Annotated in this window: 22 protein-coding genes and 1 other annotated feature; of the genes, 17 read left to right on the forward strand and 5 right to left on the reverse strand. The window is 42.1% G+C overall.

The genetic code is table 11. The annotated features are described in order from the left end of the window. The first annotated feature begins 64 nt into the window (after positions 1-64). The 4 genes from CSV74_RS03495 (at position 65) to CSV74_RS03505 (ending at position 3,723) form a co-directional block, all read left to right on the forward strand. On the forward strand, positions 65-1,993 hold the full coding sequence (locus CSV74_RS03495; RefSeq protein WP_099690588.1) for a DUF294 nucleotidyltransferase-like domain-containing protein: 1,929 nt from the start codon (positions 65-67) through the stop codon (positions 1,991-1,993). A 68-nt stretch (positions 1,994-2,061) separates the two neighbouring features. Beyond that, positions 2,062-2,727 carry a 3'-5' exonuclease gene (locus CSV74_RS03500; RefSeq protein ID WP_233190758.1) on the forward strand — a complete coding sequence of 222 codons (666 nt, stop codon included), beginning with the start codon at positions 2,062-2,064 and terminating at the stop codon, positions 2,725-2,727. A 109-nt stretch (positions 2,728-2,836) separates the two neighbouring features. Further along, the gene (locus tag CSV74_RS16980) at positions 2,837-2,971 is read left to right on the forward strand and encodes a hypothetical protein (protein ID WP_255407629.1); all 135 of its coding nucleotides are present in this window, start codon (positions 2,837-2,839) and stop codon (positions 2,969-2,971) included. 26 nt (positions 2,972-2,997) lie between these two features. After that, positions 2,998-3,723 carry an SDR family NAD(P)-dependent oxidoreductase gene (locus CSV74_RS03505; RefSeq protein ID WP_099690590.1) on the forward strand — a complete coding sequence of 242 codons (726 nt, stop codon included), beginning with the start codon at positions 2,998-3,000 and terminating at the stop codon, positions 3,721-3,723. Between the two features lie 39 nt (positions 3,724-3,762). Here CSV74_RS03505 and mnmM read toward each other — a convergent pair whose 3' ends face one another. Together mnmM and mnmL are read right to left on the reverse strand one after the other, a co-directional pair. Next, positions 3,763-4,362: a tRNA 5-(aminomethyl)-2-thiouridylate-methyltransferase MnmM gene (gene mnmM / locus CSV74_RS03510; RefSeq protein WP_099690773.1), complete on the reverse strand. Its 600-nt coding sequence runs from the start codon at positions 4,360-4,362 to the stop codon at positions 3,763-3,765. Positions 4,363-4,372: 10 nt separating this feature from the next. Continuing rightward, the gene (gene mnmL, locus CSV74_RS03515) at positions 4,373-5,326 is read right to left on the reverse strand and encodes a tRNA modification radical SAM protein MnmL/YtqA (RefSeq protein ID WP_029052824.1); all 954 of its coding nucleotides are present in this window, start codon (positions 5,324-5,326) and stop codon (positions 4,373-4,375) included. Between the two features lie 145 nt (positions 5,327-5,471). Beyond that, positions 5,472-5,689: a binding site (T-box leader), on the forward strand. 79 nt (positions 5,690-5,768) lie between these two features. Here mnmL and leuS point away from each other — a divergent pair. Continuing rightward, positions 5,769-8,183 carry a leucine--tRNA ligase gene (gene leuS / locus CSV74_RS03520; protein ID WP_099690591.1) on the forward strand — a complete coding sequence of 805 codons (2,415 nt, stop codon included), beginning with the start codon at positions 5,769-5,771 and terminating at the stop codon, positions 8,181-8,183. Between the two features lie 544 nt (positions 8,184-8,727). Here leuS and CSV74_RS03525 read toward each other — a convergent pair. Further along, on the reverse strand, positions 8,728-9,984 hold the full coding sequence (locus CSV74_RS03525) for a BaiN/RdsA family NAD(P)/FAD-dependent oxidoreductase (RefSeq protein ID WP_099690592.1): 1,257 nt from the start codon (positions 9,982-9,984) through the stop codon (positions 8,728-8,730). 151 nt (positions 9,985-10,135) lie between these two features. Between CSV74_RS03525 and CSV74_RS03530 the strand changes: the two genes are divergently transcribed. Both CSV74_RS03530 and CSV74_RS03535 read left to right on the forward strand, forming a co-directional pair. Next, the gene (locus CSV74_RS03530; RefSeq protein ID WP_099690593.1) at positions 10,136-11,752 is read left to right on the forward strand and encodes a putative polysaccharide biosynthesis protein; all 1,617 of its coding nucleotides are present in this window, start codon (positions 10,136-10,138) and stop codon (positions 11,750-11,752) included. Between the two features lie 3 nt (positions 11,753-11,755). Then, on the forward strand, positions 11,756-12,487 hold the full coding sequence (locus CSV74_RS03535) for a pseudouridine synthase (RefSeq protein ID WP_099690594.1): 732 nt from the start codon (positions 11,756-11,758) through the stop codon (positions 12,485-12,487). 52 nt (positions 12,488-12,539) lie between these two features. Here CSV74_RS03535 and CSV74_RS03540 read toward each other — a convergent pair whose 3' ends face one another. Further along, the gene (locus tag CSV74_RS03540) at positions 12,540-12,761 is read right to left on the reverse strand and encodes a DeoR family transcriptional regulator (protein WP_029052830.1); all 222 of its coding nucleotides are present in this window, start codon (positions 12,759-12,761) and stop codon (positions 12,540-12,542) included. Between the two features lie 377 nt (positions 12,762-13,138). On the opposite strand from CSV74_RS03540, the gene dat reads away from it, so the two are divergent. The 4 genes from dat (at position 13,139) to CSV74_RS03560 (ending at position 16,627) form a co-directional block, all read left to right on the forward strand. Further along, entirely contained in the window at positions 13,139-14,023 is an 885-nt protein-coding gene (gene dat / locus CSV74_RS03545) for a D-amino-acid transaminase (protein ID WP_099690595.1), read from the forward strand. Beyond that, complete coding sequence (locus CSV74_RS03550; protein ID WP_099690596.1) at positions 14,007-14,978, forward strand: nuclease-related domain-containing protein; 972 nt, start codon at positions 14,007-14,009, stop codon at positions 14,976-14,978. Before dat ends, CSV74_RS03550 begins: the two co-directional genes overlap by 17 nt. Before the next feature lie 35 nt (positions 14,979-15,013). Beyond that, positions 15,014-15,658: a tRNA (guanosine(46)-N7)-methyltransferase TrmB gene (trmB, locus tag CSV74_RS03555; RefSeq protein WP_029052833.1), complete on the forward strand. Its 645-nt coding sequence runs from the start codon at positions 15,014-15,016 to the stop codon at positions 15,656-15,658. Positions 15,659-15,781: 123 nt separating this feature from the next. Further along, entirely contained in the window at positions 15,782-16,627 is an 846-nt protein-coding gene (locus CSV74_RS03560; protein WP_099690597.1) for a YtnP family quorum-quenching lactonase, read from the forward strand. A gap of 367 nt (positions 16,628-16,994) precedes the next feature. On the opposite strand, the gene CSV74_RS03565 is transcribed toward CSV74_RS03560, so the two are convergent. Beyond that, the gene (locus tag CSV74_RS03565) at positions 16,995-17,309 is read right to left on the reverse strand and encodes a peptidase M4 (RefSeq protein ID WP_029052835.1); all 315 of its coding nucleotides are present in this window, start codon (positions 17,307-17,309) and stop codon (positions 16,995-16,997) included. A 202-nt stretch (positions 17,310-17,511) separates the two neighbouring features. On the opposite strand from CSV74_RS03565, the gene CSV74_RS03570 reads away from it, so the two are divergent. From CSV74_RS03570 to CSV74_RS03595, 6 genes are all read left to right on the forward strand, one after another. Continuing rightward, positions 17,512-18,585, forward strand: coding sequence for a M42 family metallopeptidase (locus tag CSV74_RS03570; RefSeq protein WP_029052836.1), 1,074 nt, complete (start codon positions 17,512-17,514; stop codon positions 18,583-18,585). A 23-nt stretch (positions 18,586-18,608) separates the two neighbouring features. Further along, positions 18,609-19,124: a DUF84 family protein gene (locus tag CSV74_RS03575; protein WP_099690598.1), complete on the forward strand. Its 516-nt coding sequence runs from the start codon at positions 18,609-18,611 to the stop codon at positions 19,122-19,124. 78 nt (positions 19,125-19,202) lie between these two features. Then, the gene (locus tag CSV74_RS03580; RefSeq protein ID WP_099690599.1) at positions 19,203-19,721 is read left to right on the forward strand and encodes a hypothetical protein; all 519 of its coding nucleotides are present in this window, start codon (positions 19,203-19,205) and stop codon (positions 19,719-19,721) included. Positions 19,722-19,754: 33 nt separating this feature from the next. Beyond that, positions 19,755-20,570 (forward strand): DUF1444 family protein, encoded by an 816-nt coding sequence (locus CSV74_RS03585; RefSeq protein WP_029052839.1) that lies wholly within the window; start codon positions 19,755-19,757, stop codon positions 20,568-20,570. After that, positions 20,567-21,172 (forward strand): YtpR family tRNA-binding protein, encoded by a 606-nt coding sequence (gene ytpR, locus CSV74_RS03590; RefSeq protein WP_099690600.1) that lies wholly within the window; start codon positions 20,567-20,569, stop codon positions 21,170-21,172. Before CSV74_RS03585 ends, ytpR begins: the two co-directional genes overlap by 4 nt. A gap of 205 nt (positions 21,173-21,377) precedes the next feature. After that, positions 21,378-24,596 carry a DNA translocase FtsK gene (locus tag CSV74_RS03595; protein WP_233190760.1) on the forward strand — a complete coding sequence of 1,073 codons (3,219 nt, stop codon included), beginning with the start codon at positions 21,378-21,380 and terminating at the stop codon, positions 24,594-24,596. The last annotated feature ends 75 nt before the right edge of the window (positions 24,597-24,671 follow it).

The following is a 24,671-nucleotide window of genomic DNA, read 5'->3' on the forward strand; positions in this document are numbered from 1 at the left end:
CGTTTGCATTTGAATAATATGAAGTGAGATCTCGTGAAGGTTAATACGAATAGGAGGTTTTGAAATGCTGAAGATGGTGAAAGATCAGGAGTGGTATGATAAAATTCATGGAAATCCGTTATTTACTAACACATCACAAAAGGAATTTGATCAGTTATTGCTTGAATGTAAGCTGAAAATGTATGAAGAAGCGGAGAAATCCAACTATTTCAAAACACCTCAAGAAGGGTTACTCATTGTGTTGAAAGGGTCCGCAGAGGTTCAAATAGAAGGACAAGATGGCAGCTCGGTAACATTGGAATTCATTCAAGAAAATGAACTCATTGGTTTTTCCAACTTTGCTTACTACTTAGGAGAAATGGCCCGACCGCTTGATAAGCATCATATTGATATGGTTGTGGCAGAGGGCTCTGTTTGTCTCCAAGTTCCGTATGAAGTGATTAAGCATCGGATGGATGATCAAAATGTGCGTGATTATATCTTGCGCAAAATGTCGATTCGTTTGGCCAATGTCTATACCTCATTAGGGGAGCAAGTTCGTTTGGCTGACGAATATGGTGAGAGTGAACCGTATGTCCGACGTGTACAGGATTTCATGAGCAGTCCAGTGGTGACAATCCATACAGAAGCAGAAACGAGAGAAATTGCTGAATTGATGATAAAACACTCCATCAGTTCTATTATTGTGACCAATCAGTCAGGTAAATTGCTTGGAATTGTAACGGAAAAAGATTTGGTCGAGCGAGTGATTGCGGGTGGCGGTTCTCCAATCGAACTAAAGGCAAAGGATGTTATGACGAAAGAGCCGCATACAATCAAGGTAACTGATTATTACTATGAAGCCTTGACTAAATTTTATAAACATGGAATCAAGCATTTGCCGGTAGTCAAAGCAGGGAAGCCTGTAGGAATCGTGACATTTGCTACGTTAATGACAAAACGTGATCGTAATTCTATGAATATCTTAAAAACGATAGAAGAAGCTTCCTTTGAAAAATTGCCTGTCGTGAAAGCGGCAATTTACGATGTGTTGTCCAATTTAATCCAAGATGAAATATCCACAATCCATACATTGGAAATCATTACGAAATTCTATGATCGTCTGGCTAAACATTGCGTTATGCTGGCTGTGCAGTCACTTGAAGATCAAGGGAAAGGTACGCCACCTGTTGCGTTTGCCTGGTACCAGATGGGCAGTGGTGCACGTGGAGAGCAGTTTATGCTGACTGATCAAGATCACTTCCTTGTCTATGAAGACGTAACGAGAGAACAGTCTGAACAAGTAGAGAATTATTTCGAGCTACTTGGCAATGAAATTGTCGTTCATCTTGAACAGGCAGGCTATACTAGGTGTATCGGATTCATGATGGCAAGCGAATCGCAGTGGCGCGGCACTATGGCGATTTGGCATGAACGCATTCGCCAATGGGCGTTGCGATCTACACCTGAACAGATCTTGCTCGGCTACAACTTCCTATCATTCCGTTTCCTCTACGGTGAAACTACCGTCAATGATCGATTTATCGAAATGGTCCACGATCTGTTAAGAAAATCAGCTACATTTATTTATTATATGGCGCAACAGGAAAAAGAAAAACCAATACCACAATTACAACAAAACTTTTTGAACATTTTTAGGGGACGTAGTAAAGCGGATGTAATTGATATTAAGAAACATGCTTTATTCCCGCTTCATCATTGTTTGCAAATCTTAGGAGTTAGTAATGGGATTATTAATGCAACACCTCTTGAGATTATTTCAGCTTTGCAGAAGAAGAAAAAGATCACCAAAGACTTTGCGGAAGAAATTCGCCATGCGTATGAAATATCCCTGAGTATACGAATTTCCATGTCGTGGGAAAAACATTTACGCGGTGAGAAAGTTTCTACAGAAATCGACTTGCGGATGCTGAGAAGATGGGAATTGAACGAATTACGAACAACGCTAGATACGGTCAGAGCACTTCAATTGCATTTATTGTCAAAACTTTAAGACAATATTGATAAAGGTCCCTGTACAAAGTTCGCGCATAATGTACTATAGAATGAGGGGGCGGTATCGTGTTTTGGAAAAAGAAAAAACTACCGTATGATTTACAGCAATCGCTTCAGCTCAATACGCCGCTGCAAGATATGAATTTTACAGTATTTGATACAGAAACGACTGGTTTTGCTATTGGTGCAGACGATCGAATGATTGAAATCGGAGCCGTACAAGTGGAAGGGTTTGAGGTTACGGATCATGTATTTCAAACATTTGTGAATCCATCCAGGGATATTCCTCCTATCATCAGCAAGCTGACGACTATACAGCAATCACAAGTTGACCAGGCACCTATGCCTCTTCCGGCTATCGAAGAATATTTTGCGTTTATTGAAAAACATAAAAGTGCAGGGTGGGTAGGGCACCATGTCAGTTTTGATGAAATGGTCATTAAGAAAGAATTAAGCCGTCAGAAATGTACATTTCAAATCCCTACATCATTTGATACGATGCATTTGATTAATTATTTGGATCCCACAGGTGAGCAACAAGACTTGGAGGACTATGCACGTCTGTTCGGTACAGAGATTTTCGAACGACATCGTGCATTGGGCGATGCGTTGACGACGGCACATGTCTTCACGGCATTACTAAGAAAACTTGATCGTCATGGCGTGAAGACATTAGCAGATTTACTTCGTATTAAAAGTGGTGGAGCACAAAAATTTGTTTCCTACACGTAAATTCAGTGATCGGGTTCGACATTCAATGAAATTTGAGTGGCGGGCTCGTTTGTTTGTTGTGATATAGTAGAAATTAAAGAGTTGAACAATGGATGGGGGACGTGAAGTAATGAATAAACGTCAAACGATTTTATTAATCGTCATTCTAGTGGCTATTGCAGTGTATTGCTGGATATTGTTTTTCGAGTTACCGAATAAGACAGCGGAAGGTGCAACAACATACATAGGATCACGAATTAGTTGATTCGTATAGAAAAGGAGTAGATACATATGGATGTTATCATTATTACAGGCGCTTCAAAAGGAATCGGTCAACAGTTACTCAGTCAATTTAAAGAAACGGGTGCAACGGTGTACGGTATGGCACGAACGAATCCAGATAAACTACATACGATGTATGAAGTGGATCTCGCAAACTATGAGAGAGCGACTGCCATTCTTGGAGGAATAGTGAGTCAACATCTAGATGAAGCGAGTTCTTTCACATTGATTAATAATGCCGGTATGGTGGATCCGATTAGTTTGGTGGGTGCATTGGATGCGCAAAAAATAGAACAGGCAATTAAAGTGAATTTAACGGCACCGATTCACTTAATGAATACCTTTATCGATACATTAAAAGATTTCAAGGGAACGAAAAAGATCGTGAATATCTCTTCTGGGGCAGGTCGCAGTGCGTATGAAGGCTGGGGGATTTATTGTACAACGAAGGCTGGACTTGATCAGTTTTCACGTGTCATCGCACTGGAGCAGAAGATGGCGGAGTATCCAACCGGAATTGTATCGATCGCGCCAGGCATTATTGATACAGGGATGCAGGAAACGATTCGTTCATCATCTGAACAGCAATTTCCACACTTGAAGCGTTTCGAAGCGTATAAGAGGGAAGGCCAGTTAAGTTCAGCCTTTGAAACAGCAGAAAAATTAGTGCGATTTGTGAACGAGGTTGACTTCCTGGAAATCGACCCTATTGCAGATATCCGTAAATTTGATTGACTAAAAACCCGTTGCCACAATCTAGTGTGGCAACGGGTTTTATGATTCTCCAGCCTCTACTGTACGCACTTCTGTAAAATCTTTCATTTTCTCGAGTGCAAGTAAAAACGGAGGATTTCTTCTCTGATTTAGTAATTCATAGCGGATCGCATGCACATCACCTTGGTGCAAAGTCGAGACATAGTCAAGCAGTGCATCACGTTCTTCAGCTCCACCTTCGTGTCCGTCGTATACGGTAATCGTGATAATGCCGGACTTTTTCATTATACCAAGTAGCGCATCGAGTGCGGCAATCGTGGATGAAGGAGTCGTGATGATACTGGGATCTTCACTGTATGGTAAATAGCCTAAGTTGAACATAGCACCGCTGATCTCGCCCTCTACGTATTGGCGGACATTCGCATGGCTATCATGAATGAGTGTAGCGCGACTGGCTAGCTCTCCAAGATGCTGTTCTGTTGTCTCAAGTGCTTGCTGCTGAATGTCAAATGCGAAAACGCGTCCTTCATCACCAACTAAGTCAGCTAAGAAAAGTGTGTCATTGCCGTTGCCAGCGGTCGCATCGACGACTGTATCTCCGGGCTGCACGCGTTCGGTAATAAGCCTTTTCGCTATCGGCAATACGCGGTGCAGCAATATGTTTGTCACATTATTTCACCTCTTGCAGATATTTTTTCCCTTGCCAGCTATTACGTCTTTCTAGTTCTTGATCAATACCATTCAGCACTTCCCATTTCGTGACGCTCCACATCGGTCCAATTAATAAATCAATTGGTCCGTCACCCGTGATGCGATGCACAATCATTTCAGGAGGCATGATTTCCAGTTGATCGACGACTAGATTGATATACGCTTCCTTCGTTAAAAATTCTAGCTTGCCTTTTTCGTATTGCTTTACCATAGGTGTTCCTTTTAACAAATGCAGTAAATGAATTTTGATACCTTGTACATCAAGTTCGGCAACGGCTTGAGCGGTTTCCATCATCATTTCCTCAGTTTCACCAGGTAAGCCGTTGATGATATGGCTGCAAATATTAATATTGTGTTTACGTAACTTGTCGACACCTTCTTTATAGCATTCGAAATCATGCGCACGGTTGACAAGTTTTGCAGTGGATTCATGAACAGTCTGCAAGCCGAGTTCTACCCATAGATAGGTGCGTTCATTGAGTTCAGCTAAATACTCAACTACGTCATCAGGTAGGCAGTCAGGACGTGTCGCAATCGATAATGCCACAACGCCTTCTTGGGCCAACGCCGCTTCAAACTTTTCTTTTAGAACGGGGAGAGGGGCGTGTGTATTCGTATAAGCTTGGAAATAAGCCATGTATTTAGCATCTTTCCATTTCCGCTGGGACCGTTCTTTGATTTCAGCAAATTGAACTTCAATTGCATCTACGCGATCTCCTGCGAAATCACCTGAGCCTGCTACGCTACAAAACGTACAGCCACCATGTGCAACAGTTCCGTCACGATTCGGGCAGTCAAACCCCGCGTCAAGCGCTACTTTCGCAATTTTGCAACCGAATGTATCCTTTAAATGTCTTGACCATGTATGGTATCGTTTCCCTTCACTTGGAAACGGAAGATTGATTTCATTCATATGTACAGCTCCTTTACATCAGACATTGTACCACGGAATATGCATGGATATCACACAACAAACTGCAGAAAGTATTTACTATACGACAAAAAGCAACAGAGGAGACTTGTATTCAGCTTGTGTTTCGGGTAAACTGAAGAAAATAATGAAGGCAATGATGAGGAATAGTACTTCTTACGCTACTTTTTAGAGAGCAGACGGCTAGTGCAAGTCTGTATGAGTGGAGAACGAACTCGCCTTTGAGCCTGTATTGGTGAATACTTGTAACTAATACCGTACTCCGCGTTAAGGAATCAAGTTGGACGGTGTATTCCGTCAATTTGGGTGGTACCGCGGGAAACTATATAGACTCTCGTCCCTTTGTAGAGGGACGGGAGTCTTTTTTTATCTGTACGCACCAATGCAAGAAGCAGAAATTAAATCATATGGAGGAGTTTTTGACATGAGTTATAAACACACGCAAATTGAAGAGAAATGGCAAAAGTATTGGAAAGATCACGATACATACAAAATGACGGACGATCCATCCAAGCCTAAATTTTATGCATTGGATATGTTCCCCTATCCGTCAGGCGCAGGTCTGCACGTTGGACATCCGCTTGGCTATATCGCGACAGATATTTTAAGTGCATTCAAACGTAAGCAAGGATATAACGTATTGCACCCAATGGGATGGGATGCGTTCGGATTGCCTGCTGAGCAGTATGCGATTGATACAGGAAATGATCCAGCTGAATTCACAGCGAAGAACATTGCAACATTCAAACGTCAAATGCAGGATCTTGGATTTTCTTATGATTGGTCTCGTGAAATCAATACAACCGACCCAAGCTATTATAAATGGACGCAGTGGATTTTCATTCAACTTTATAAGCGCGGTCTTGCGTATATTGATGAAGTAGCTGTCAACTGGTGCCCGGCATTAGGAACGGTTCTTGCAAATGAAGAAGTAATCGACGGGTTGTCTGAGCGTGGAAATCACCCAGTTGAACGTCGTCCGATGCGCCAATGGGTATTGCGTATTACGGAATATGCAGATCGTCTGTTAGAAGACTTAGATGATTTGGATTGGCCTGAAAGCCTAAAAGATATGCAACGTAACTGGATCGGTCGTTCTGAAGGTGCACAATTAAAGTTTGAAATTGCGGACACTGAGCATTCATTCGAAGCGTTCACTACTCGTCCAGATACGATTTTCGGTGCGACGTATGCAGTATTGGCTCCTGAACATAAATTAGTTAGTGCGATTACTACCGATGCACAGCGTGAAGCGGTAGAAGAATATATCGATTCAGTAAAATCAAAGAGCGATCTTGAGCGTACAGACTTAGCAAAAGACAAATCGGGCGTATTCACTGGTGCTTATGCAATCAATCCAGCAAGCGGTGAGAAAATGCCGATCTGGATCGCAGACTACGTATTGGCTACGTATGGCACAGGTGCGATCATGGCAGTTCCTGCACATGATGAGCGTGATTATGAGTTTGCGAAGAAATTCGATTTGCCGATTGTGGAAGTAGTTGCAGGCGGAAACATTGAAGAAGAAGCATATGCAGGAGAAGGCGAACACGTCAACTCTGACTTCTTGAATGGTCTAGGCAAAGAAGAAGCAATTTCAAAGTCGATTGAATGGTTCGAAGAGAATGGTACGGGCGAACGCAAAATCACGTATCGTCTACGCGACTGGTTATTCTCCCGTCAGCGTTATTGGGGCGAGCCGATTCCTGTCATTCACTGGGAAGATGGCACGATGACTACTGTCGATGAATCGGAATTGCCATTGATGTTGCCAGTAACAGACAATATCAAGCCGAGCGGAACAGGCGAATCTCCACTTGCGAATATTACAGAGTGGGTCAATGTGGTCGATCCGGAAACTGGTATGAAAGGTCGTCGTGAAACGAACACGATGCCACAATGGGCAGGAAGCTGCTGGTATTACTTGCGTTATATCGATCCAAATAATGATGACATGATCATTGATCCGAAATTGGCTGAACGTTGGTTGCCAGTTGATATTTACGTAGGTGGAGCCGAGCACGCAGTTCTGCATTTATTATATGCTCGTTTCTGGCATAAAGTATTGTACGATATTGGTGTAGTACAAACGAAAGAACCGTTCCAAAAGCTCTTTAACCAAGGGATGATTTTAGGCGAAGGGCATGTGAAAATGTCTAAGTCACTAGGTAACGTCATTAACCCGGATGATATCGTTCATTCACACGGTGCAGACACGTTACGTATTTATGAAATGTTCATGGGACCACTTGACGCATCGAAAGAATGGTCAACGAATGGACTGGACGGATCTCGTCGTTTCCTTGATCGCATTTGGCGTCTACTCGTCAATGAAGACGATACATTGACAGATAAATTAACGGATGAAACAGGTGGACCTCTTGAGAAAGTCTATAATCAGACGGTCAAGAAAGTAACGGAAGATTTCGAAGCTATGCGTAATAACACAGCGATTTCTCAATTAATGGTATTCATCAATGAAAGCTATAAAGCGGAGAAGTTGCCAAAAGCATACATCGAAGGATTCCTTCTATTAATTTCGCCTATCACACCTCACTTGGCTGAAGAACTGTGGTCTAAACTAGGTCACACGGAGACGATTGCCTATGCACAGTGGCCGACGTTTGATGAAACTAAACTATCGGATGATACAGTGGAAGTGGCGGTACAGATCAACGGTAAAATTCGTGCGAAAATTACAGTAGCGAAAGATAGCTCGAAAGAAGAATTAGAGCAAGTCGCTTTGGCAAACGAAGACGTGAAGCAGTGGATGGAAGGCAAGGAATTGAAGAAGATCATTGCGATTCCTGGACGCCTTGTTAATATTGTAGCGGGTTAATGAAATGTAGAAAGCCGGTTGGAGATTTATTTCTCCGACCGGCTTTTTTGGGTTGTGATCGTATTTATGGGGTATGGGCTTTGTTATGTTGGTTGAGCGCTCTATGTGTCACGCTAGCCGCTCTATCGGATTGGTTGAGCGCTCAATGTATCACGCTAGCCGCTCTATCGGATTGGGGGAGCGCTCTATGTGTCACGCGATCCGCTCTATAGGACGGGGGAGCGCTCTATGCGTCGCGCTAGCCGCTCTATCGGACGGGGGAAGCGCTCAATGTGTCACGCTAACCGCTCTATCAGACGGGCTAAGTGCTCTATGTGTCGATGTGTCGCGCTAACCGCTCTATCAGACGGGGAAAGCGCTCTATGCGTCGCGCTAGCCGCTCTATCAGACGGGCTAAGCGCTCTATGTGTCGCGCCAGCCGCTCTATCAGACGGGAGAAGCGCTCTATGTGTCGCGCTAACCGCTCTATCAGACGGACTAAGCGCTCTATCAGTCACGCCAGCTGCTCTATACAACCATCCAACCGCTCATACGATAACTGATGTCAACCCAATAATCCGGCATTCATCCCCGCCAGACGACCTGTCACAAGAGCGGCAGTAATATTATAGCCGCCCGTATATCCGTGGATATCCAAAATCTCTCCACAGAAAAACAGACCGATTTTCTTACGTGAAGCCATCGTCTTAGGCTCGACTTCTTTTACTGAAACACCGCCGCCCGTAACGAAAGCCTTCTCAATCGGTTGCGTCCCTGTAATATGTACAGGGAATGTTTTTAGAAGTTTTGCGAATGTACGAATCGCCTCACGTTTAATATCTATGCCGATTTCAGTTTCTTCGATTTCTGCTTTCTTCAATAAAAACAGCAACCAACGTTCAGGTACGAGACCTTTCAATGAGGTTTTCACTTGTTTTTTCGGTTCATCTTTTAAAATTTTCGCAATGGTCTGGGTCAATTGTTCTTCATGTTGATCAGGTATGGAGTCAATTTGCAGTAGGACGGGCTGCTTGCCGTTCTTCATTTGCTCTTTGACGACATATTGACTACAGCGTAATATCGCAGGTCCGCTTAATCCGAAATGGGTGAAGAGCATATCCATATGATGCGTCACAAGTGTTTTTCCTTTTTTATTCAAAACTGATACTTTCACGTCACGTAATGCAAGGCCTTGTAAATCTTTTGAGACGATAAATGGCTCGCGTGATAGTAACGGCACTTCAGTCGGATACAATTTCGTTACGGTATGACCCGCTCGTTCGGCCCAAGGGTATCCGTCTCCTGTACTGCCAGTTTGTGGGACGGCTTTGCCACCCACTGCAACGACTACTGCATGAGCACGTACTTCTTCACCGTCTTCTAATCGAACACCGAGAATCTTTTCGTCATCCATTAATAATTTTTGTACTCGGCTTTCCAATCGTATTTCCACACCTAGTTCATCCATCTGGTTCAATAGGGCGTTTACGACATCTTTTGATTTATTTGAAACAGGAAACATCCGTCCATGATCTTCTTCTTTTAAAGGTACGCCAAGGCCTTCAAAGTAGGCGATGATATCTTGGTTGTTAAAAACAGAGAACGGTCCATATAAAAATTTTCCGTTGCCTGGAATATGTTTAATGATTTCTTCTTGTGAAAGTCGATTTGTGACGTTGCAGCGACCACCGCCAGAAATGGCTAATTTATTGCCGAGCTTCTTTCCTTTTTCGATCAGTAGAACTCGCTTTTTTTGTTCGGCTGCTGCAATGGAGGCCATTAAACCTGAAGGTCCGCCACCAATTACGATTACATCATACATTGTAGAACCACTCTTTCGTTTCATTTTATCTTTCATTATACACCATATGGGCATGGTTGCTTTTTGATTTGGACTTCAGTTAAAGATTGTGCAAAAGCGTGTCGAGGGGTAAACTATACAAGAATCTCTTTAGGAATGGAAGGAATCAATTATGGCATCAAATTTATTGAAAGGCACGGCCATTTTAACGATTGGCTTATTTTTATCGAAGGCTCTCGGTTTACTCTATGTAATTCCGTTTTATGCAATCGTTGGAGAAAAGAGTGTCGGTCTCTATCAATATGCATACATACCGTATAATCTAGCGCTGGCGGTCGCGGTATCCGGAGCTCCACTCGCCATATCGAAGTTTGTCTCTAAGTACAATGCGTTAGGGGATTATGCGACCGGCCGGAAGTTGATGAAATCGGGTATGGTCATCATGTCTCTAACAGGCTTGCTGTCATTTCTCGCGTTGTTCTTCCTAGCAACTCCGATTGCGGGACTAGTTATCAAGGATGAAGAACAGATTTTTACAGTTCAAGATATTGCGACAGTTATTCGCTGGGTTAGCTTTGCTTTGCTGGCAGTACCATTACTTAGTATTGCTCGTGGGTTTTTGCAAGGTTATCAAAAGTTTGAACCTACTTCTGTGTCTCAATTAATAGAACAGATTGTACGGATCATTGTGGTGCTTGTTGGTGCATTCGTGGTCGTCAATGTACTGGATCTATCGCCAAGAATCGCTGTACAATTTGCAGTGTTTGCTGCATTTATCGGAGCGCTCGCTGGTTTATGGAGTCTCTACTATTACTGGAAAAAATATCAGGATGAATTCAATTATTTGTTATCGAATAGTCCACCTGCAAGTTCGGTATCCTTGAAGCAAATTTATACGGAAGTCCTTGCGTACGTATTGCCGTTTGTATTGGTCGGAACGATTAATCCGATCTATCAATTCGTCGACATGATTACATTCAACGGCGCTATGAAATCAATCGGACTTTCAAGTGTTTCCGATTTATATTTAACAAAACTAAACTTTTTAACACATAAAATTGTGATGATTCCCGTGATGGTAGCGACAGGATTTTCTATGGCGCTGATCTCCATTATCACGAAGGATTATACGTCAAACAATCAAAAGGGTATCACACGTTCACTCGATCAGACGTATCAGATCATGCTGTTCTTGACGATTCCAATGGTAATTGGATTGATCGTCTTAAACAATGAAGTCTATCAATTCTTATATGAGTATGATGTGGCAGGAGCGAGCGTCTTAGCTGCCTACGCACCGGTTGCAATTCTATTTGCTATGTTCACTGTAACGGCTGCAATCTTGCAAGGAATCGATCATCATAAATGGATCGTCTTCACTTCATTGCTCGGGTTGCTTGTGAAAATGCTGATCAATATTCCACTGATTAAACTGTTCGAAGTGAACGGTGCGATTATAGCTACCGCCATTGGCTACTCAGTAGCGGTATGTATCAACTTATTCGTTATTAAAAAAGCACTAAATTATAAATCTGAAATGGTCATCAGACGCTTGTTCTTGATCCTGGCTTTCAACGCAGTGATGTTTGCGGGTGTTTGGCTGACGAATAAAGGATTAAACATGGCGCACATTCCAGTAGGTCGTTGGCAAGCATTATTGTATGTGATGATCGGTTCGGTTGTCGGTATGGTAATATACGGATTCCTGGCTTTCAAATCAGGACTCGCACAACAATTATTCGGAGATCGTTTAACACGTATTATGAAACGCATCGGGTTTGGAGGGTAATGAATGAGGTTAGATAAATTATTATCGAATACAGGGTATGGTTCGCGTAAAGAAGTGCGACAGTTATTAAAAAAAGGAATGATCCGGGTGAACGGGGCAGTGGAAAAAGATCCTGCCCAGCACGTAGATCCGGATTCAGACACGATTTCATTGCTAGGTGAAGAAGTCATCTATAGAGAATTTATCTACTTGATGATGCATAAACCGCCTGGTGTGTTATCGGCGACGGAAGACAACCGGGATCAAACTGTTGTGGATTTGCTTGGAAGTGAAGAGCGGCATTTCGAACCGTTTCCGGTAGGACGTCTGGATAAAGATACAGAAGGATTATTGTTGCTGACGAATGATGGGAAGCTTGCACATAATCTATTGTCACCAAAGAAAGAAGTGCCAAAAACGTATTATGCAAAAGTGGCGGGAGTGGTAACGGAAGAAGATACCGAGGCTTTTGCGCGCGGTGTAATTTTAGACGATGCCTATGAAACGAAGCCGGGCGTTTTACACATTTTACATTCTGCTGAAGAGTCAGAGATTGAACTGACAATTACAGAAGGAAAGTTTCACCAAGTGAAGCGAATGTTTGAAGCGGTAGGGAAAAAAGTGGTGTATCTGAAGCGGTTAACGATGGGGCCACTCGAATTGGATCCGGATTTGGAACTAGGGGAATACCGTGAGTTAACCGAAGAAGAATTGCTGCAACTAAAAGAACTAGATCGTTCCAAGCAAAAAGGCTGATGCAAAAGCGTCAGCCTTTTTTGCGTTGTACACTTGTATATAGGAAGCTGGATCAAGAAGATAATTTCACTTTCTTGGACGTCGTGGTCCATTCGCCGCGGACTGAGCTCTTAATCAATTCATTGTACTCCAGAACGTTTAAGTCACGTTGAGCGGTGCGGGGTGAAATATTGAATTCATCCGCCACGTCCTCCGTTGTTACTTTTCCGTTATCTCGAATGAACAGATAGACATCTTTGATACGAATTAACATGCGATCGGTAGCTGGGTTCATCTAAGAAACCACTCCTTCATCTTCATATTTTCACGCCAACATTGCAAAAGAAGACTGTTGGGGTATTCTTTGACATTACCTTTCTTGATCCGCTCCTTTTATTTAGTTATGCCAGAATAGTAAGTGAATGATTCTGACAATAGTAGTATAACGTATTTTATGTGAAAGCGCACATATTTTCGCTTATACTTTTGAATAAGTTAGAATAAATAGATTATAAGTTACCAAACTAGCGGCTAATTCGAGTTAACTAGAAAAATGCTCCTGCCTCTATATAAGGTCTAATTGATTTTATTCGACAAACATGTGAAAATAGAAAAAGAGGAAACTGGCGGTAGTGTGGCTTGAAGTTTCATAAAAGAAGGGGTGGCGATTGTGTGATTTATTTCAAAGACGGGGAATTCCTAACAGAAGATAAACTGAATGTATCCGTGAATGATCGTGGTTATGTATTTGGCGATGGAGTCTATGAAGTCATTAAAGTATATGATGGCGCATTGTACACGGCGAGAGAACATTTGGAGAGATTACTTGAGAGTGCTGAAAAAATTCGTGTGAGCCTGTCGTATACACTTGATGAGTTACTCGAAATCGCGCAAAAGCTTCAGGCTGACAATCAAATATCTGTTGGACATATTTACATACAAGTTACACGCGGTGTGGCGCCACGTGCACATCATTTCCCAGAAGATAGTGTCCCTGTCATGATTGGCTATGCTGTGGAAAATGCACGTCCGTTAGAAATCCTTCAACAAGGTGCTGCTATGAAGTCTGTTGAAGATATGCGTTGGCTTCGTTGTGATATAAAAAGTTTGAATCTACTTGGCAATGTCATGGCAAAACAGGAGGCATTTGATCATGGATGTCAAGAAGCATTATTTGTACGAGATGGGTTGGTACGTGAAGGATCCTCTTCCAATGTATTCGGTATGAAGGACGGTATTCTTTATACACATCCTGCCAATCATTTCATTCTTAATGGAATTACCCGTCGTGTCGTTTTGCAGATAGCAGAGAATTTAGCTATTCCTGTTAAAGAAGAAGAATTCACACTGTCTCAAGCTTTACATATGGATGAGTTTTTCTATACGTCTACGAATGCTGAAATCACACCGGTTGTGACAATTGATCAGCAACCTATTGGACAAGGAGTTCCTGGACCGTTGACAAGAAAGTTACAAACGGCATTTGAGGCGCAAATTCCGAAGTTAGTGGTAGCTGGTGATACTAAGGAAAGAGAAGCAAATGGCCCAGCTAGTTAAACTCGCGGATTATGTTTCTCGATATGAGAATGACTTAACACGTTATCCGACACAATTCATCCGTTTGAAACGCTATCAATGGAAACGCATTAAAAATCAATGGGAGCACGGTGTTGATGTACATGCGGAGACAGCGGCTACTTTTTCTGAAGATGTGCAAGTACCTTCGAAATGGTATACGGGGTTATTTAAGAAATGGCGTAAAAAAACAGATGTGGAATGGACACATGAGTCCGCTATTTCAGAAGAAGAGGTAGAAGACCAAGAGGATGATATGGGTTTTCAGGCTGCGATAGCTAGTCAACCTACAACGATCGAACAATTAAAGAAAGCCTATCGCGATCAATTATTTCAATTCCAATTAAAGTGGGCGAGTTCTACATTATATGACCGGTCACGTGTAGACCCAAAACATTTCACTGACCCATTATTGAAGCAACTAACACTTCGTTTACCTGATAGCTTCTTGTTATTTTATTATCCAATCGTCAAAGTCAATAAAGCACCTGTCGAGTTGGATATCATCTTGTTGGCACCTACTACATGCTATTGCATCACAGTGCTCGAAGACGAAAGAATGGCTGCGTACATAGGTAGTGGCGAAAGGTTTTGGTCAAAGAGGTTCGGTGAGGAAGAAGTGAAAGTGCTGAATCCTACGATCGCGCTCAGTAGAATGGAGAAAGTGGTTTCATCATTTTTTAGAGCGGCAAAAGTGGAGATGCCGATCAGGAAGCTGATTGTTTCTAGGAATGGCTATATTGATTATCCTGGCACTCCGTTTGAAGTTACAACAGTTGACCGCAAAACGTATGAACAATGGCTGGCTAAGTTATGCAGTAATCCGAGCCCCATGAAGCATACGCAATTTAAAGCTGCACAATCGATTTTAGATCACGCACAGACTACAGCAATGAGTCGGTTGTTTGATGCAGAAGAAGTTGTGGAAGAACAATAGAATAGAAATTATTGAAAAGAGAGAGTGTACTAATTATGCGTTTACGAAATAAGCCTTGGGCTAAAGATTTCATGGCAGAGCATCCAGATGTATTGATTTTGGATCCGGAAGGCAAAAAAGGTCGTTGGACTGAAGAGTTCGGAAACGATGCGCCAATTCATATTGAAGTAGGTACAGGTAAAGGTCAATTTATCATTGGTATGGCGCTTGCTAATCCAGAGATTAACTATATTGGCATCGAACACTTCGATAATGTGATCGTATCCGCGTTAGAGAAAGCGATTGAAGCGAAAAAGCCTTCTAATCTTCGTTTGATGCGTGTCAATGGAGAAGAACTAGAATCCCTCTTCGTAGGATCAGAAATTAGTCGCGTCTATTTAAACTTTTCTGATCCGTGGCCAAAAGACCGACATGAAAAGCGTCGTTTGACACATCCAAACTTTTTAGCAAAATATGAAGGTGTTTTGAAGGCGAATGGAGAAATTCATTTTAAGACAGATAATCGTTCGCTATTTGAATATTCTCTTGTCTCCATGACGGACTATGGTATGAAATTACGATCCGTTTCACTCGATTTACATGCAAGTATGCCAGAAGATAATGTGTTAACCGAATACGAAGAAAAATTTTCAAGTAAAGGTCATCCAATTTATCGTCTGGAAGCGCAATATCAGAGCTAATTCTGATGTGCTAGAAATGGAAAGCTGTTGGACGTTGTACTTTTCTGCTGGATCTCTAAGGATTCCGTGGAAAAGTACAATGACCATACAACAGTTACTAAAGGAATGTAGGGAGGAATTATTTTGGATCAATTAACTTTTCACGATATGAAACTAACGTGGCTTGACGGTGGCGTGAATTTTCTAGACGGTGGTGCGATGTTCGGTGTCGTTCCGAAGGCTCTATGGTCAAGACGCTATGAAGCGGATGAAAACAATTTAATTGAACTACGAACAGACCCAATCCTTATTCAATATCAAAATAAAAATTACTTGATTGATTCCGGTATCGGTAAGGGCAAGTTGGACGACAAGAAAAAGCGTAACCTAGGTGTACGTGCTGAAACGCGCGTAGAAGAAAGCCTAGAAGAACTTGGTATGACACCGGATGATATCGATGTTGTGTTAATGTCCCATCTACATAACGATCACGCGGCTGGTTTGACGCAGTGGGAAAACGATGAACTTGTGTCCGTATTTAAGAATGCCAAGATCTATACATCGCAAGTCGAGTGGGATGAAATGAGAGAGCCAAATATTCGCTCACGTAATACGTATTGGAAAGAAAACTGGGAGCCGATTCAAGGTCAAGTTACGACATTTGAAGAAGAGATTGAAGTGGTGCCAGGTATTAAGATGATTCATACGGGCGGTCATAGTGATGGTCATTGTGTGATTAAGCTGGAGCAGAATGGCGAGACGTTGATTCATATGGCGGATATCATGCCGACCCATGCGCACACAAATCCTTTATGGGTACTTGCCTATGATGATTATCCGATGGACTCGATTTTCGCAAAAGAGCGCATAATGAAGGAAGCGCTTCCAAATGAGTATGGGTTTATTTTCTATCATGATGCGGTGTATCGCATGGCGAAGTTTAGTGAAGATGGAAAGACGATTGTGCATAGCTTGCCTCGTACTCGGTGAGGGTTAAGATCAAGATCCATTGCAAGTTCAAGTGATTGAATGTGGGGGGAGCGCCGTTGATCGACGTTCCAGGCGGACGCTTCCTGTGGGCTTGGCTCAAGCTGATCCACTAGGAGTCGCCGCCTTCCACTTACGATCAACTGGTTTTATCATTCAATTTTGGAACGTTTATGCAATGTTAAAAATTAAGTGTTAAAGACAGATCCCTTTTACGAGTGGTTTGTCTTTTTCTGTATGGGTAAGTATCTTTTAAAATAGAGAAGACCGGTAACTTGGTAATACTCTAAACTTTCTTGCGCAAAAAAAGAGGCCATCGCAAGAAGTAGATACTTCTCGGATAGCCTCTTTACGTATATTTGATTATGGATTACTGACGAACTAACTCTACGACAGTGCCTGTTTTTGCATCTGCTGCGAATTCAAATTGCTCTAGCTTGCCGTCTTTCATGCGGGAGACGCCACCACGGTAAACGTCCATAGAGATTACGTGGTTTGTGTAAGGTTCTGGTTTCATCACGATCCAAGAACCGTCGATTGGTCCCTCTTCTTTAAATGCGTCTTTTACTTTTTTCAATACGTTGTCAGCAGGTACTTCCTCATTGTAACGGTTAAATGCCTCATTCACTACTACGCCTGCAGCAACTCCAGTTAAAATTCCAGCTAAAAAGTCTTTTACTCTCATGGCTAATTGCAGCCTCCTTCGCAAATCTTTTCTTATAGTGTAACATAGTTTAAAAGTGCATGGCGATTCTAAAGTGTCTCCCACTTCATTAATCGGTAGAATATGGCACTTTTGTGTAAAGCGAATTCTTAATCTAATTAGTATTCATCTGTTTGGTATGTGGATATACTACACATAGACAATAAAAAAGTGAGGGATTTCGATGAAAAAAGAAACATTGGATTTATTTCGTACATTGACTGAACTTCCGGGCGCACCAGGTAATGAATACCGTGTCCGGGCTTTTATGCGTGAGCAATTAGCACAGAACTCGGATGAGATAATTCAGGATGGTTTGGGTGGCGTGTTTGGTGTTCGACATGGACAAGAAGATCAGCCGAAAATTATGGTTGCTGGACATATGGATGAAGTCGGCTTCATGGTAACAGGTATTACGGATAACGGAATGCTTCGTTTTCAGCCGTTAGGTGGCTGGTGGAACCAAGTATTACTGGCACAACGAGTCCAGATCATTACAGAAAATGCGGAAATTCCGGGTGTGATTGGCTCTATTCCACCGCACTTACTGAGTGACGCAGAGCGTAGAAAACCAATGGATATTAAAAACATGCTAATTGATGTCGGTGCAGATGACAAAGCAGATGCTGAGAGTTTCGGTATTCGTCCAGGTCAGCAGATCTTGCCGATTTGTCCGTTCACACCGATGGCTAATCCAAAAAAGATTATGGCCAAAGCATGGGATAACCGCTATGGTTGCGGTCTCGCCATAGAACTGTTGCAAGAAGTGAAAAATGAAACGTTGCCAAACACATTGTATTCAGGTGCAACAGTCATGGAAGAAGTCGGATTACGTGGCGCACAAACAGCAGCGCGTATGATAGATCCAGACTTATTCTTCGCACTTGATGCAAGTCCCGCGAATGATGCAAGCGGCAATAAAAAAGAATTCGGTCAGTTGGGCCAAGGGGCATTATTGCGAATTATGGATCGTTCGATGATAACACACCGTGGTATGCGCGAATTCATTTTGGACACTGCTGAAACTCACAATATACCGTATCAATACTTTGTATCCCAAGGCGGTACGGATGCAGGGCAAGTACATGTCGCGAATAACGGCGTACCAAGTGCAGTCATCGGTATTTGTTCTCGCTACATCCATACAGCGGCTTCAATTATCCACACAGATGATTATGCAGCAGCGAAAGAATTAATTACAAAGTTAGTAAAAACGTGCGATAAAACCACAGTAGAAACTATTAAACAAAACTGCTAAACAACTAGAAATGAGGCGGTTGAATGAAATTTATTCTTGGTTCTGAAAATCAGGCGAAAAAACGTGCAGTACTTCGGATCGTCGACCGCTTTCTAGAGAACAGCACTGTTACTTCAATGTCTGTTCCGTCAGGCGTCAGCGCACAGCCCATGAGTGTAGAGGAAACTCGGCAAGGTGCAATCAATCGTTCCATCGCTGCAGCAAAAGATGCTATTGGTATTGGGTTAGAAGGGGGTGTCCATATGATCGGGGACACGATGTATCTATGCAATTGGGGCGCCCTTACCACGCCGGAAGGCAAAACGTTTACTGCTGCAGGGGCACAAATCCCTTTACCCGAAGAGTTAGCTGATGAAATTCGCCAGGGGATTGAACTAGGTGATGCGGTAGATGCCTATTTTAAAAAGCAAAATGTTCGCATGTCTGAAGGCGCTATGGGGATGTTGACTGCGCAACTCGTACCGAGAGACGCGTTATTTGAGCATATCATGCAATTATTGATCGGCCAGCTGTTGTATAGCAAGTCGCCGCAGAGCTGACGATTGCAATAGCGGTGGGGTGCGATTAGAATAGGACTGATAGAAAATTGAACGAAAGTAGAGAAGGGGGGAACCTGAATGTTGCGAAGTGGAAAGGTTTTCTTGCTGTTGCTACTAGCTGTCGTATTGGTAGGATGTAATCAGAAAGTGGAAGTCCGTACTGATGATGCATTTGTTTCAGCGAAAAAAGCATTTGAATTAAATAGCAAAAAAACGAACCAAACAGTGGGCGATATTGATTTCTATAAACCGCCAACTCTACGAATAGATAAAGAATCTATTTCACAAAAGGTTGTTTTAACTAAACGAAATGATTCATTTTATCTAACAGTTAATCCGAATGAAAAGAAAAACAGTCAAGTGTATTATGACGTACTATTGACGGATGAACCGGATCATTTAGTAGGAGCACAAACATTCTCAAAAGATGATGCATTTGGCTTTGTTGCTGTCATTCAAAAAGGTGAGAAGCAAGTAGAACTAATTGCAAACGTAGGCGGAGCGAAAGTGGAAACGGTGACGAATGAAGCAAATACCGATGCCTACTTAGAAAAAATGATGGAAATTGCTCGTTCGGTTCAGCACGACGATTTGTAAGTATTATTGAGTATTGAAGGAGTGGGTTAACGAATGGAAGCTGAAGATTTGGTAGAAGAACTAAAGAAACGCTTACCTAAAGAGAACTTTGATTGGCAATTTGACCGAAGGGCAGACAAATTGCGAATTGTCCATCATACTCTTCATAAAGGTATGGATATTTCATTACCTGAAATTTTATCTAAGTATGAGCAGAAAAAAGAACGCGCAATCGATGAAGTGGTGTATACCGTCCGTGAGACTTTTCTTGCAATGGAGCAAGAGCAAGCAAAAGGGTTCGCAGGAGAAAACACGATCTATCCTGTCATCCGATCGACTTCATTCCCAACGGAAAGTTCTGCTGGACAAGCTTTCTTAACGAAAGATCATACAGCCGAAACACGGATTTTCTATGCGCTAGACTTAGGAAACACGTATCGCTTGATCGATCACGGTATGCTGTCCGATTTGCAGATGACAGAACAGGAAATACAAGAGGTCGCCATGTTTAAAGTGAAGGCGTTGCCGACAGCTTATAAGCAGGATATCGTATCGGATAATATTTTCTACTTCATTAACAATAACGATGGCTATGATGCGAGCAGAATATTGAATCAGCCATTCATGAAAGAAATGGAACAGAAAATCGAAGGTCATATGGTCGTTTCTGTCCCTCACCAAGACGTGTTGATCATCGGAGATATCCGAAATGACACAGGATATGATGTCGTGGCACAAATTGCCATGCAGTTTTTCACAACAGGCGCTGTACCAGTCACGTCATTGTCTTTCATTTATGAAGATGGTAAGCTTGAACCTATTTTCATTATGGCAAAAAATAGATTGGCAAGAAGGGAAAAGAAGAAATGAATATATTTTATAATCCAGAAGGTGTTGGCGACGTATTATTCGTTCAACTTACAACAGAAAGACCGACAGCACTCACTGCTGAAAGAAAAAACCATGTTACATTGATCAAAAATGAAGAGACAGGAACTGTAGTAGCGTTCAACTTATTTGATGCATCTAGTTATTTCACTGTTTCAGCAGTAGGGCAAGTAGAACTGACAGAAGAGCTTGGCGAACAAATACAACAAGCATTAAAGAAAAACGACATAGATTTGGAATTGGAACTGGATTTCACTCCAAAATTCGTTGTAGGCTATGTGGCTGAAAAAGAAAAGCATCCAAATGCAGATAAATTGAATATCTGCCAAGTAGAAGTGGGGGAGGAAACACTACAAATCGTTTGTGGTGCTCCTAATGTGGAAGCTGGACAGAAAGTGGTTGTAGCAAAAGTAGGCGCTGTAATGCCATCAGGTATGATCATTCGTGATGCGGAACTACGCGGCGTTGCTTCATCAGGTATGATCTGTTCTGCTAAAGAACTCGATCTGCAAGATGCACCCGATGCAAAAGGAATCCTCGTATTAGAGGACGATCGAAAAGTCGGAGAAGCTTTCGAAGCGTAAGTTGAAAATATATCCATAGTAAAAAGCTTTTGCACAAGGCTCATTTAGCTTGTGGCAAAAGCTTTTTTGTATTATTGTTACAAAGGGTTACAAATGATCATTTTATACAAAAAGTACATAGAACTGTTTGATTTCCCCACAGGTAACCTGTTAAAATGAAATGATTGATATGAAAAGAGTGATATATTTGAGTTGGCTACGGAATATGAAGAGACGCCTTCAGCAAATGCAAGAAGGCACTGAAAAAGATAACCCTTTAAAAGAACAAACAACTACTGAAAATAACATTGTAAAAAATAATGAAAACCAAAACAAAAATGAAGAATTTGATGAAAATAAAAAAACAAACTTTCGATTTCCGATAGTTTCTGACTATGAAATTTACGGATGGGAACCACAGATCCATCATGATGAATATACAAAAGATTATTTGCAAAAAGATGTAACAGAAGAAGACATATATGAAATACTTCCTTTGGAACAGAATGAGCGTTGGCCAGGTCGTTTTGAGCGAAGTGGAAATGTCTACCGTGCAGAAGCGAAACGGGATTTTGCTCATATCATTCCACCTACGTCCAATCCATTACCTCTTCCGTTTTCTGGGAGAAAGCATGAACGTACGCTGCACACAGAGCCGCAACGGATTGAACCCTATGAATCAAAGCGTCCTGAATTAGAGGAAACATCTCGCCAAAAGGAAGAACCTGTGAAGGTAGAGAAACCGAAGAAATTTAGAAAGCCGTTTTCGCCTACACATGTGCCTTCACCTATCTATGGATTGCACACTAGTTCTCCAATCAGTGAGGCTATGGAATCGGTTATAGAAAAGAAAGAAACGAAAGACCAAGAATTGCACGATCAACTAGAAAATCATGACAAGGAATTGCCATTATCCTTGATTTCCAATCAACAATCAAATGAAACACCACTATTTGCTAGTTCTTCAGAAAAAAGACAGTCTGAGGTGTCCTCGGCGAAAGAACACACTCAAAAAGTAGAGGAATCTAAATTAGAAGTATCTGAAGAAGCTAACCAACTAGTAGAGCACACTGAAGAAATACCAGTGATAGAAGAAGAGCCAGTTGAAGTAGCTGAACACGACTATGTGCATGATGAAATCGAAGGAACAGAAGAAGCCGAAGAAGCAATTGTAGAGTTAGAAGCTGCAGTAACAATTGTAGAACCAGAAGAATCGCAGGAAGTCTTTGCGCATACGGAAGATGTAGAGCAAACTCAATTGGTAACAGAAGTAGAAACAGAAGTAGAAAAGCATTATGATGATGCAACTGAACCAGAAGAAATTGCAGTAGATTCAGAAGCACCAGTAACTGTTACGGTTGAAGAAGAAATAGAAGAAGTAGAAGAAGAAGAGTTAGAAGCTGCAGTACCAATTGTGGAACCAGAAGAATCGCAGGAAGTCTTTGCGCATACGGAAGATGTAGAGCGAACTCAATTGGTAACAGAAGTAGAAAAAGAAGTAGAAATGCATGATGATGCAACTGAACCAGAAGAAATTGCAGTAGATTCAGAAGCATCAGTAACTGTTACGATTGAAGAAGAAATAGAAGAAGAGATAGAAGTAATAGAATCGGATGAAGTAGAATCTGAAATAGATGATATTGAAGAACAAGCACAACCAGTTAAGAAAGAAAAAGTGGTCCCATTTAATGTGTTGATGCTTAAATCCGATAAAGAAAAATTAGCGGCAAGAGTAGAAGAGTTAATTGCAGCGAATGCAGCGAAGAAAGAAATTGTGGTAGAAGAGCCAATTGAAATAGAATCTGATCACAAACACAACATGGCGGAACAATCTGAAACGGTAGAGGATATACAACCGGTACTGCAAGAACAACAGAAAAATAGTGTAGAAGCGAGCATGGAGGAACTAGAATCCATTAAAGAACCCGTATCCATTGCAATAGAATCTGCTGTTGAAGTTACAGAAGTCGTCGCGACGACTTCTGAAACAATTGTAGAAGAACCTGAAGAGGAAATAATCGAGGAAGAACTACCACATTATGGATTCCCGACGATGCACTATTTAGCGCCACCGGAAGAAGAAATCGTGGATGAAGAGTGGCTTGCGTCGCAGTCTGCTACGTTAGAAGAAACGCTTTCTCATTTCTCTGTACAAGCGTCTGTTGTTCAAGCTGTGCAAGGTCCTGCAGTCACAATGTTTGAGTTAACGGTAAAGCAGGGGACAAAGGTAAGTAAAATTCGAAATCTTACCGACGACTTAAAATTGGCTTTGGCCGCTAGAGATATTCGTATTCAGGCACCAATTCCAGGTACAAGTATGATTGGTATTGAAATCCCGAATCGTAAAACACGTGCTGTTCGAATTTCAGAGGTTATTGATAGTGATCCGTTTATGAATTCAGACTCACCTCTAGAGGCAGTACTCGGACTGAGCTTGACAGGGGAGCCGCAAACGATTGATCTACGGAAGATGCCACACGGAATGATAGCGGGGGCAACAGGCTCCGGTAAATCCGTCTGTATCAACTCTATATTGATCAGTTTGCTGTATAAAGCTTCGCATCATGATCTGAAACTATTACTCATTGATCCGAAAATGGTGGAACTGGCACCATACAATGGTATTCCTCACTTGTTGAGTCCGGTTATTACAGATGTAAAAGCAGCGACTGGCGCATTGAAATGGGCAGTCAATGAGATGGAAAGACGCTATGAACTGTTTGCGCATTCCGGCGTACGTAATATTGAACGCTATAACGAAATGGTCATGGAATCTCGACGTTTCTCTTTAAAGATGCCTTATATCTTAGTAGTGATTGATGAATTAGCGGATTTAATGATGATGGCGCCTGCAGATGTCGAAGTGTCGATCAGTCGAATCACACAAAAAGCTAGAGCGTGTGGTATTCATTTAATCATTGCGACACAGCGGCCTTCTGTTGATGTCATTACCGGAACGATCAAAGCCAACATTCCGACTCGTATAGCGTTTGCTGTGTCTTCACAAGTGGATTCAAGAACGATTTTGGACTCGGTAGGGGCGGATCGTTTACTTGGTAAGGGAGATATGTTGTATTTAGGCAATGGCCAATCGGCTCCTGTCCGTCTTCAGGGGACATTTGTCACGGATGATGAAATCGAGCGTATAATAGAACATGTTCGTAATGAAGCAGAACCGAATTATTTATTCGGCCAAGATGATTTGCTGGCGGCCGCTGTCCGAGAAGAAGAATCGGACCCGTTATTTGAGCAAGCTTGCAATTTTGTCATCGAGCAGGGGAGTGCATCTACCTCGTCATTACAGCGCCATTTCAGCATCGGGTATAACCGAGCAGCAAAGTTAATCGATCGAATGGAAGCGAATCAATTTATATCTGAGCAAAAAGGGAGCAAAGCGCGCGACGTCTTTTTGACGGAACAAGCATTTGAAAGCTTCATGAAATAATGAATTCATAGTTCGGATCTAAAGATTTGATCGAGCGCATGATATTCTATAACAAGAAATAATCTTCTCGTCTGT

Origin of the sequence: Sporosarcina sp. P19, from assembly GCF_002743165.1 — a bacterium.
GTDB classification, from domain to species: domain Bacteria; phylum Bacillota; class Bacilli; order Bacillales_A; family Planococcaceae; genus Sporosarcina; species Sporosarcina ureae.

Bases quoted from the DNA above. Each gene is read 5' to 3' on its own strand.
- CSV74_RS03495 (WP_099690588.1), top strand. From the start codon at position 65: ATGCTGAAGATGGTGAAAGATCAGGAGTGGTATGATAAAATTCATGGA.
- CSV74_RS16980 (WP_255407629.1), top strand. From the start codon at position 2,837: ATGAATAAACGTCAAACGATTTTATTAATCGTCATTCTAGTGGCTATT.
- CSV74_RS03505 (WP_099690590.1), top strand. From the start codon at position 2,998: ATGGATGTTATCATTATTACAGGCGCTTCAAAAGGAATCGGTCAACAG.
- mnmL (WP_029052824.1), bottom strand. From the start codon at position 5,326: ATGAATGAAATCAATCTTCCGTTTCCAAGTGAAGGGAAACGATACCAT.
- leuS (WP_099690591.1), top strand. From the start codon at position 5,769: ATGAGTTATAAACACACGCAAATTGAAGAGAAATGGCAAAAGTATTGG.
- CSV74_RS03525 (WP_099690592.1), bottom strand. From the start codon at position 9,984: ATGTATGATGTAATCGTAATTGGTGGCGGACCTTCAGGTTTAATGGCC.
- CSV74_RS03530 (WP_099690593.1), top strand. From the start codon at position 10,136: ATGGCATCAAATTTATTGAAAGGCACGGCCATTTTAACGATTGGCTTA.
- CSV74_RS03535 (WP_099690594.1), top strand. From the start codon at position 11,756: ATGAGGTTAGATAAATTATTATCGAATACAGGGTATGGTTCGCGTAAA.
- CSV74_RS03540 (WP_029052830.1), bottom strand. From the start codon at position 12,761: ATGAACCCAGCTACCGATCGCATGTTAATTCGTATCAAAGATGTCTAT.
- CSV74_RS03550 (WP_099690596.1), top strand. From the start codon at position 14,007: ATGGCCCAGCTAGTTAAACTCGCGGATTATGTTTCTCGATATGAGAAT.
- trmB (WP_029052833.1), top strand. From the start codon at position 15,014: ATGCGTTTACGAAATAAGCCTTGGGCTAAAGATTTCATGGCAGAGCAT.
- CSV74_RS03565 (WP_029052835.1), bottom strand. From the start codon at position 17,309: ATGAGAGTAAAAGACTTTTTAGCTGGAATTTTAACTGGAGTTGCTGCA.
- CSV74_RS03570 (WP_029052836.1), top strand. From the start codon at position 17,512: ATGAAAAAAGAAACATTGGATTTATTTCGTACATTGACTGAACTTCCG.
- CSV74_RS03575 (WP_099690598.1), top strand. From the start codon at position 18,609: ATGAAATTTATTCTTGGTTCTGAAAATCAGGCGAAAAAACGTGCAGTA.
- CSV74_RS03580 (WP_099690599.1), top strand. From the start codon at position 19,203: ATGTTGCGAAGTGGAAAGGTTTTCTTGCTGTTGCTACTAGCTGTCGTA.
- CSV74_RS03585 (WP_029052839.1), top strand. From the start codon at position 19,755: ATGGAAGCTGAAGATTTGGTAGAAGAACTAAAGAAACGCTTACCTAAA.
- ytpR (WP_099690600.1), top strand. From the start codon at position 20,567: ATGAATATATTTTATAATCCAGAAGGTGTTGGCGACGTATTATTCGTT.
- CSV74_RS03595 (WP_233190760.1), top strand. From the start codon at position 21,378: ATGAAGAGACGCCTTCAGCAAATGCAAGAAGGCACTGAAAAAGATAAC.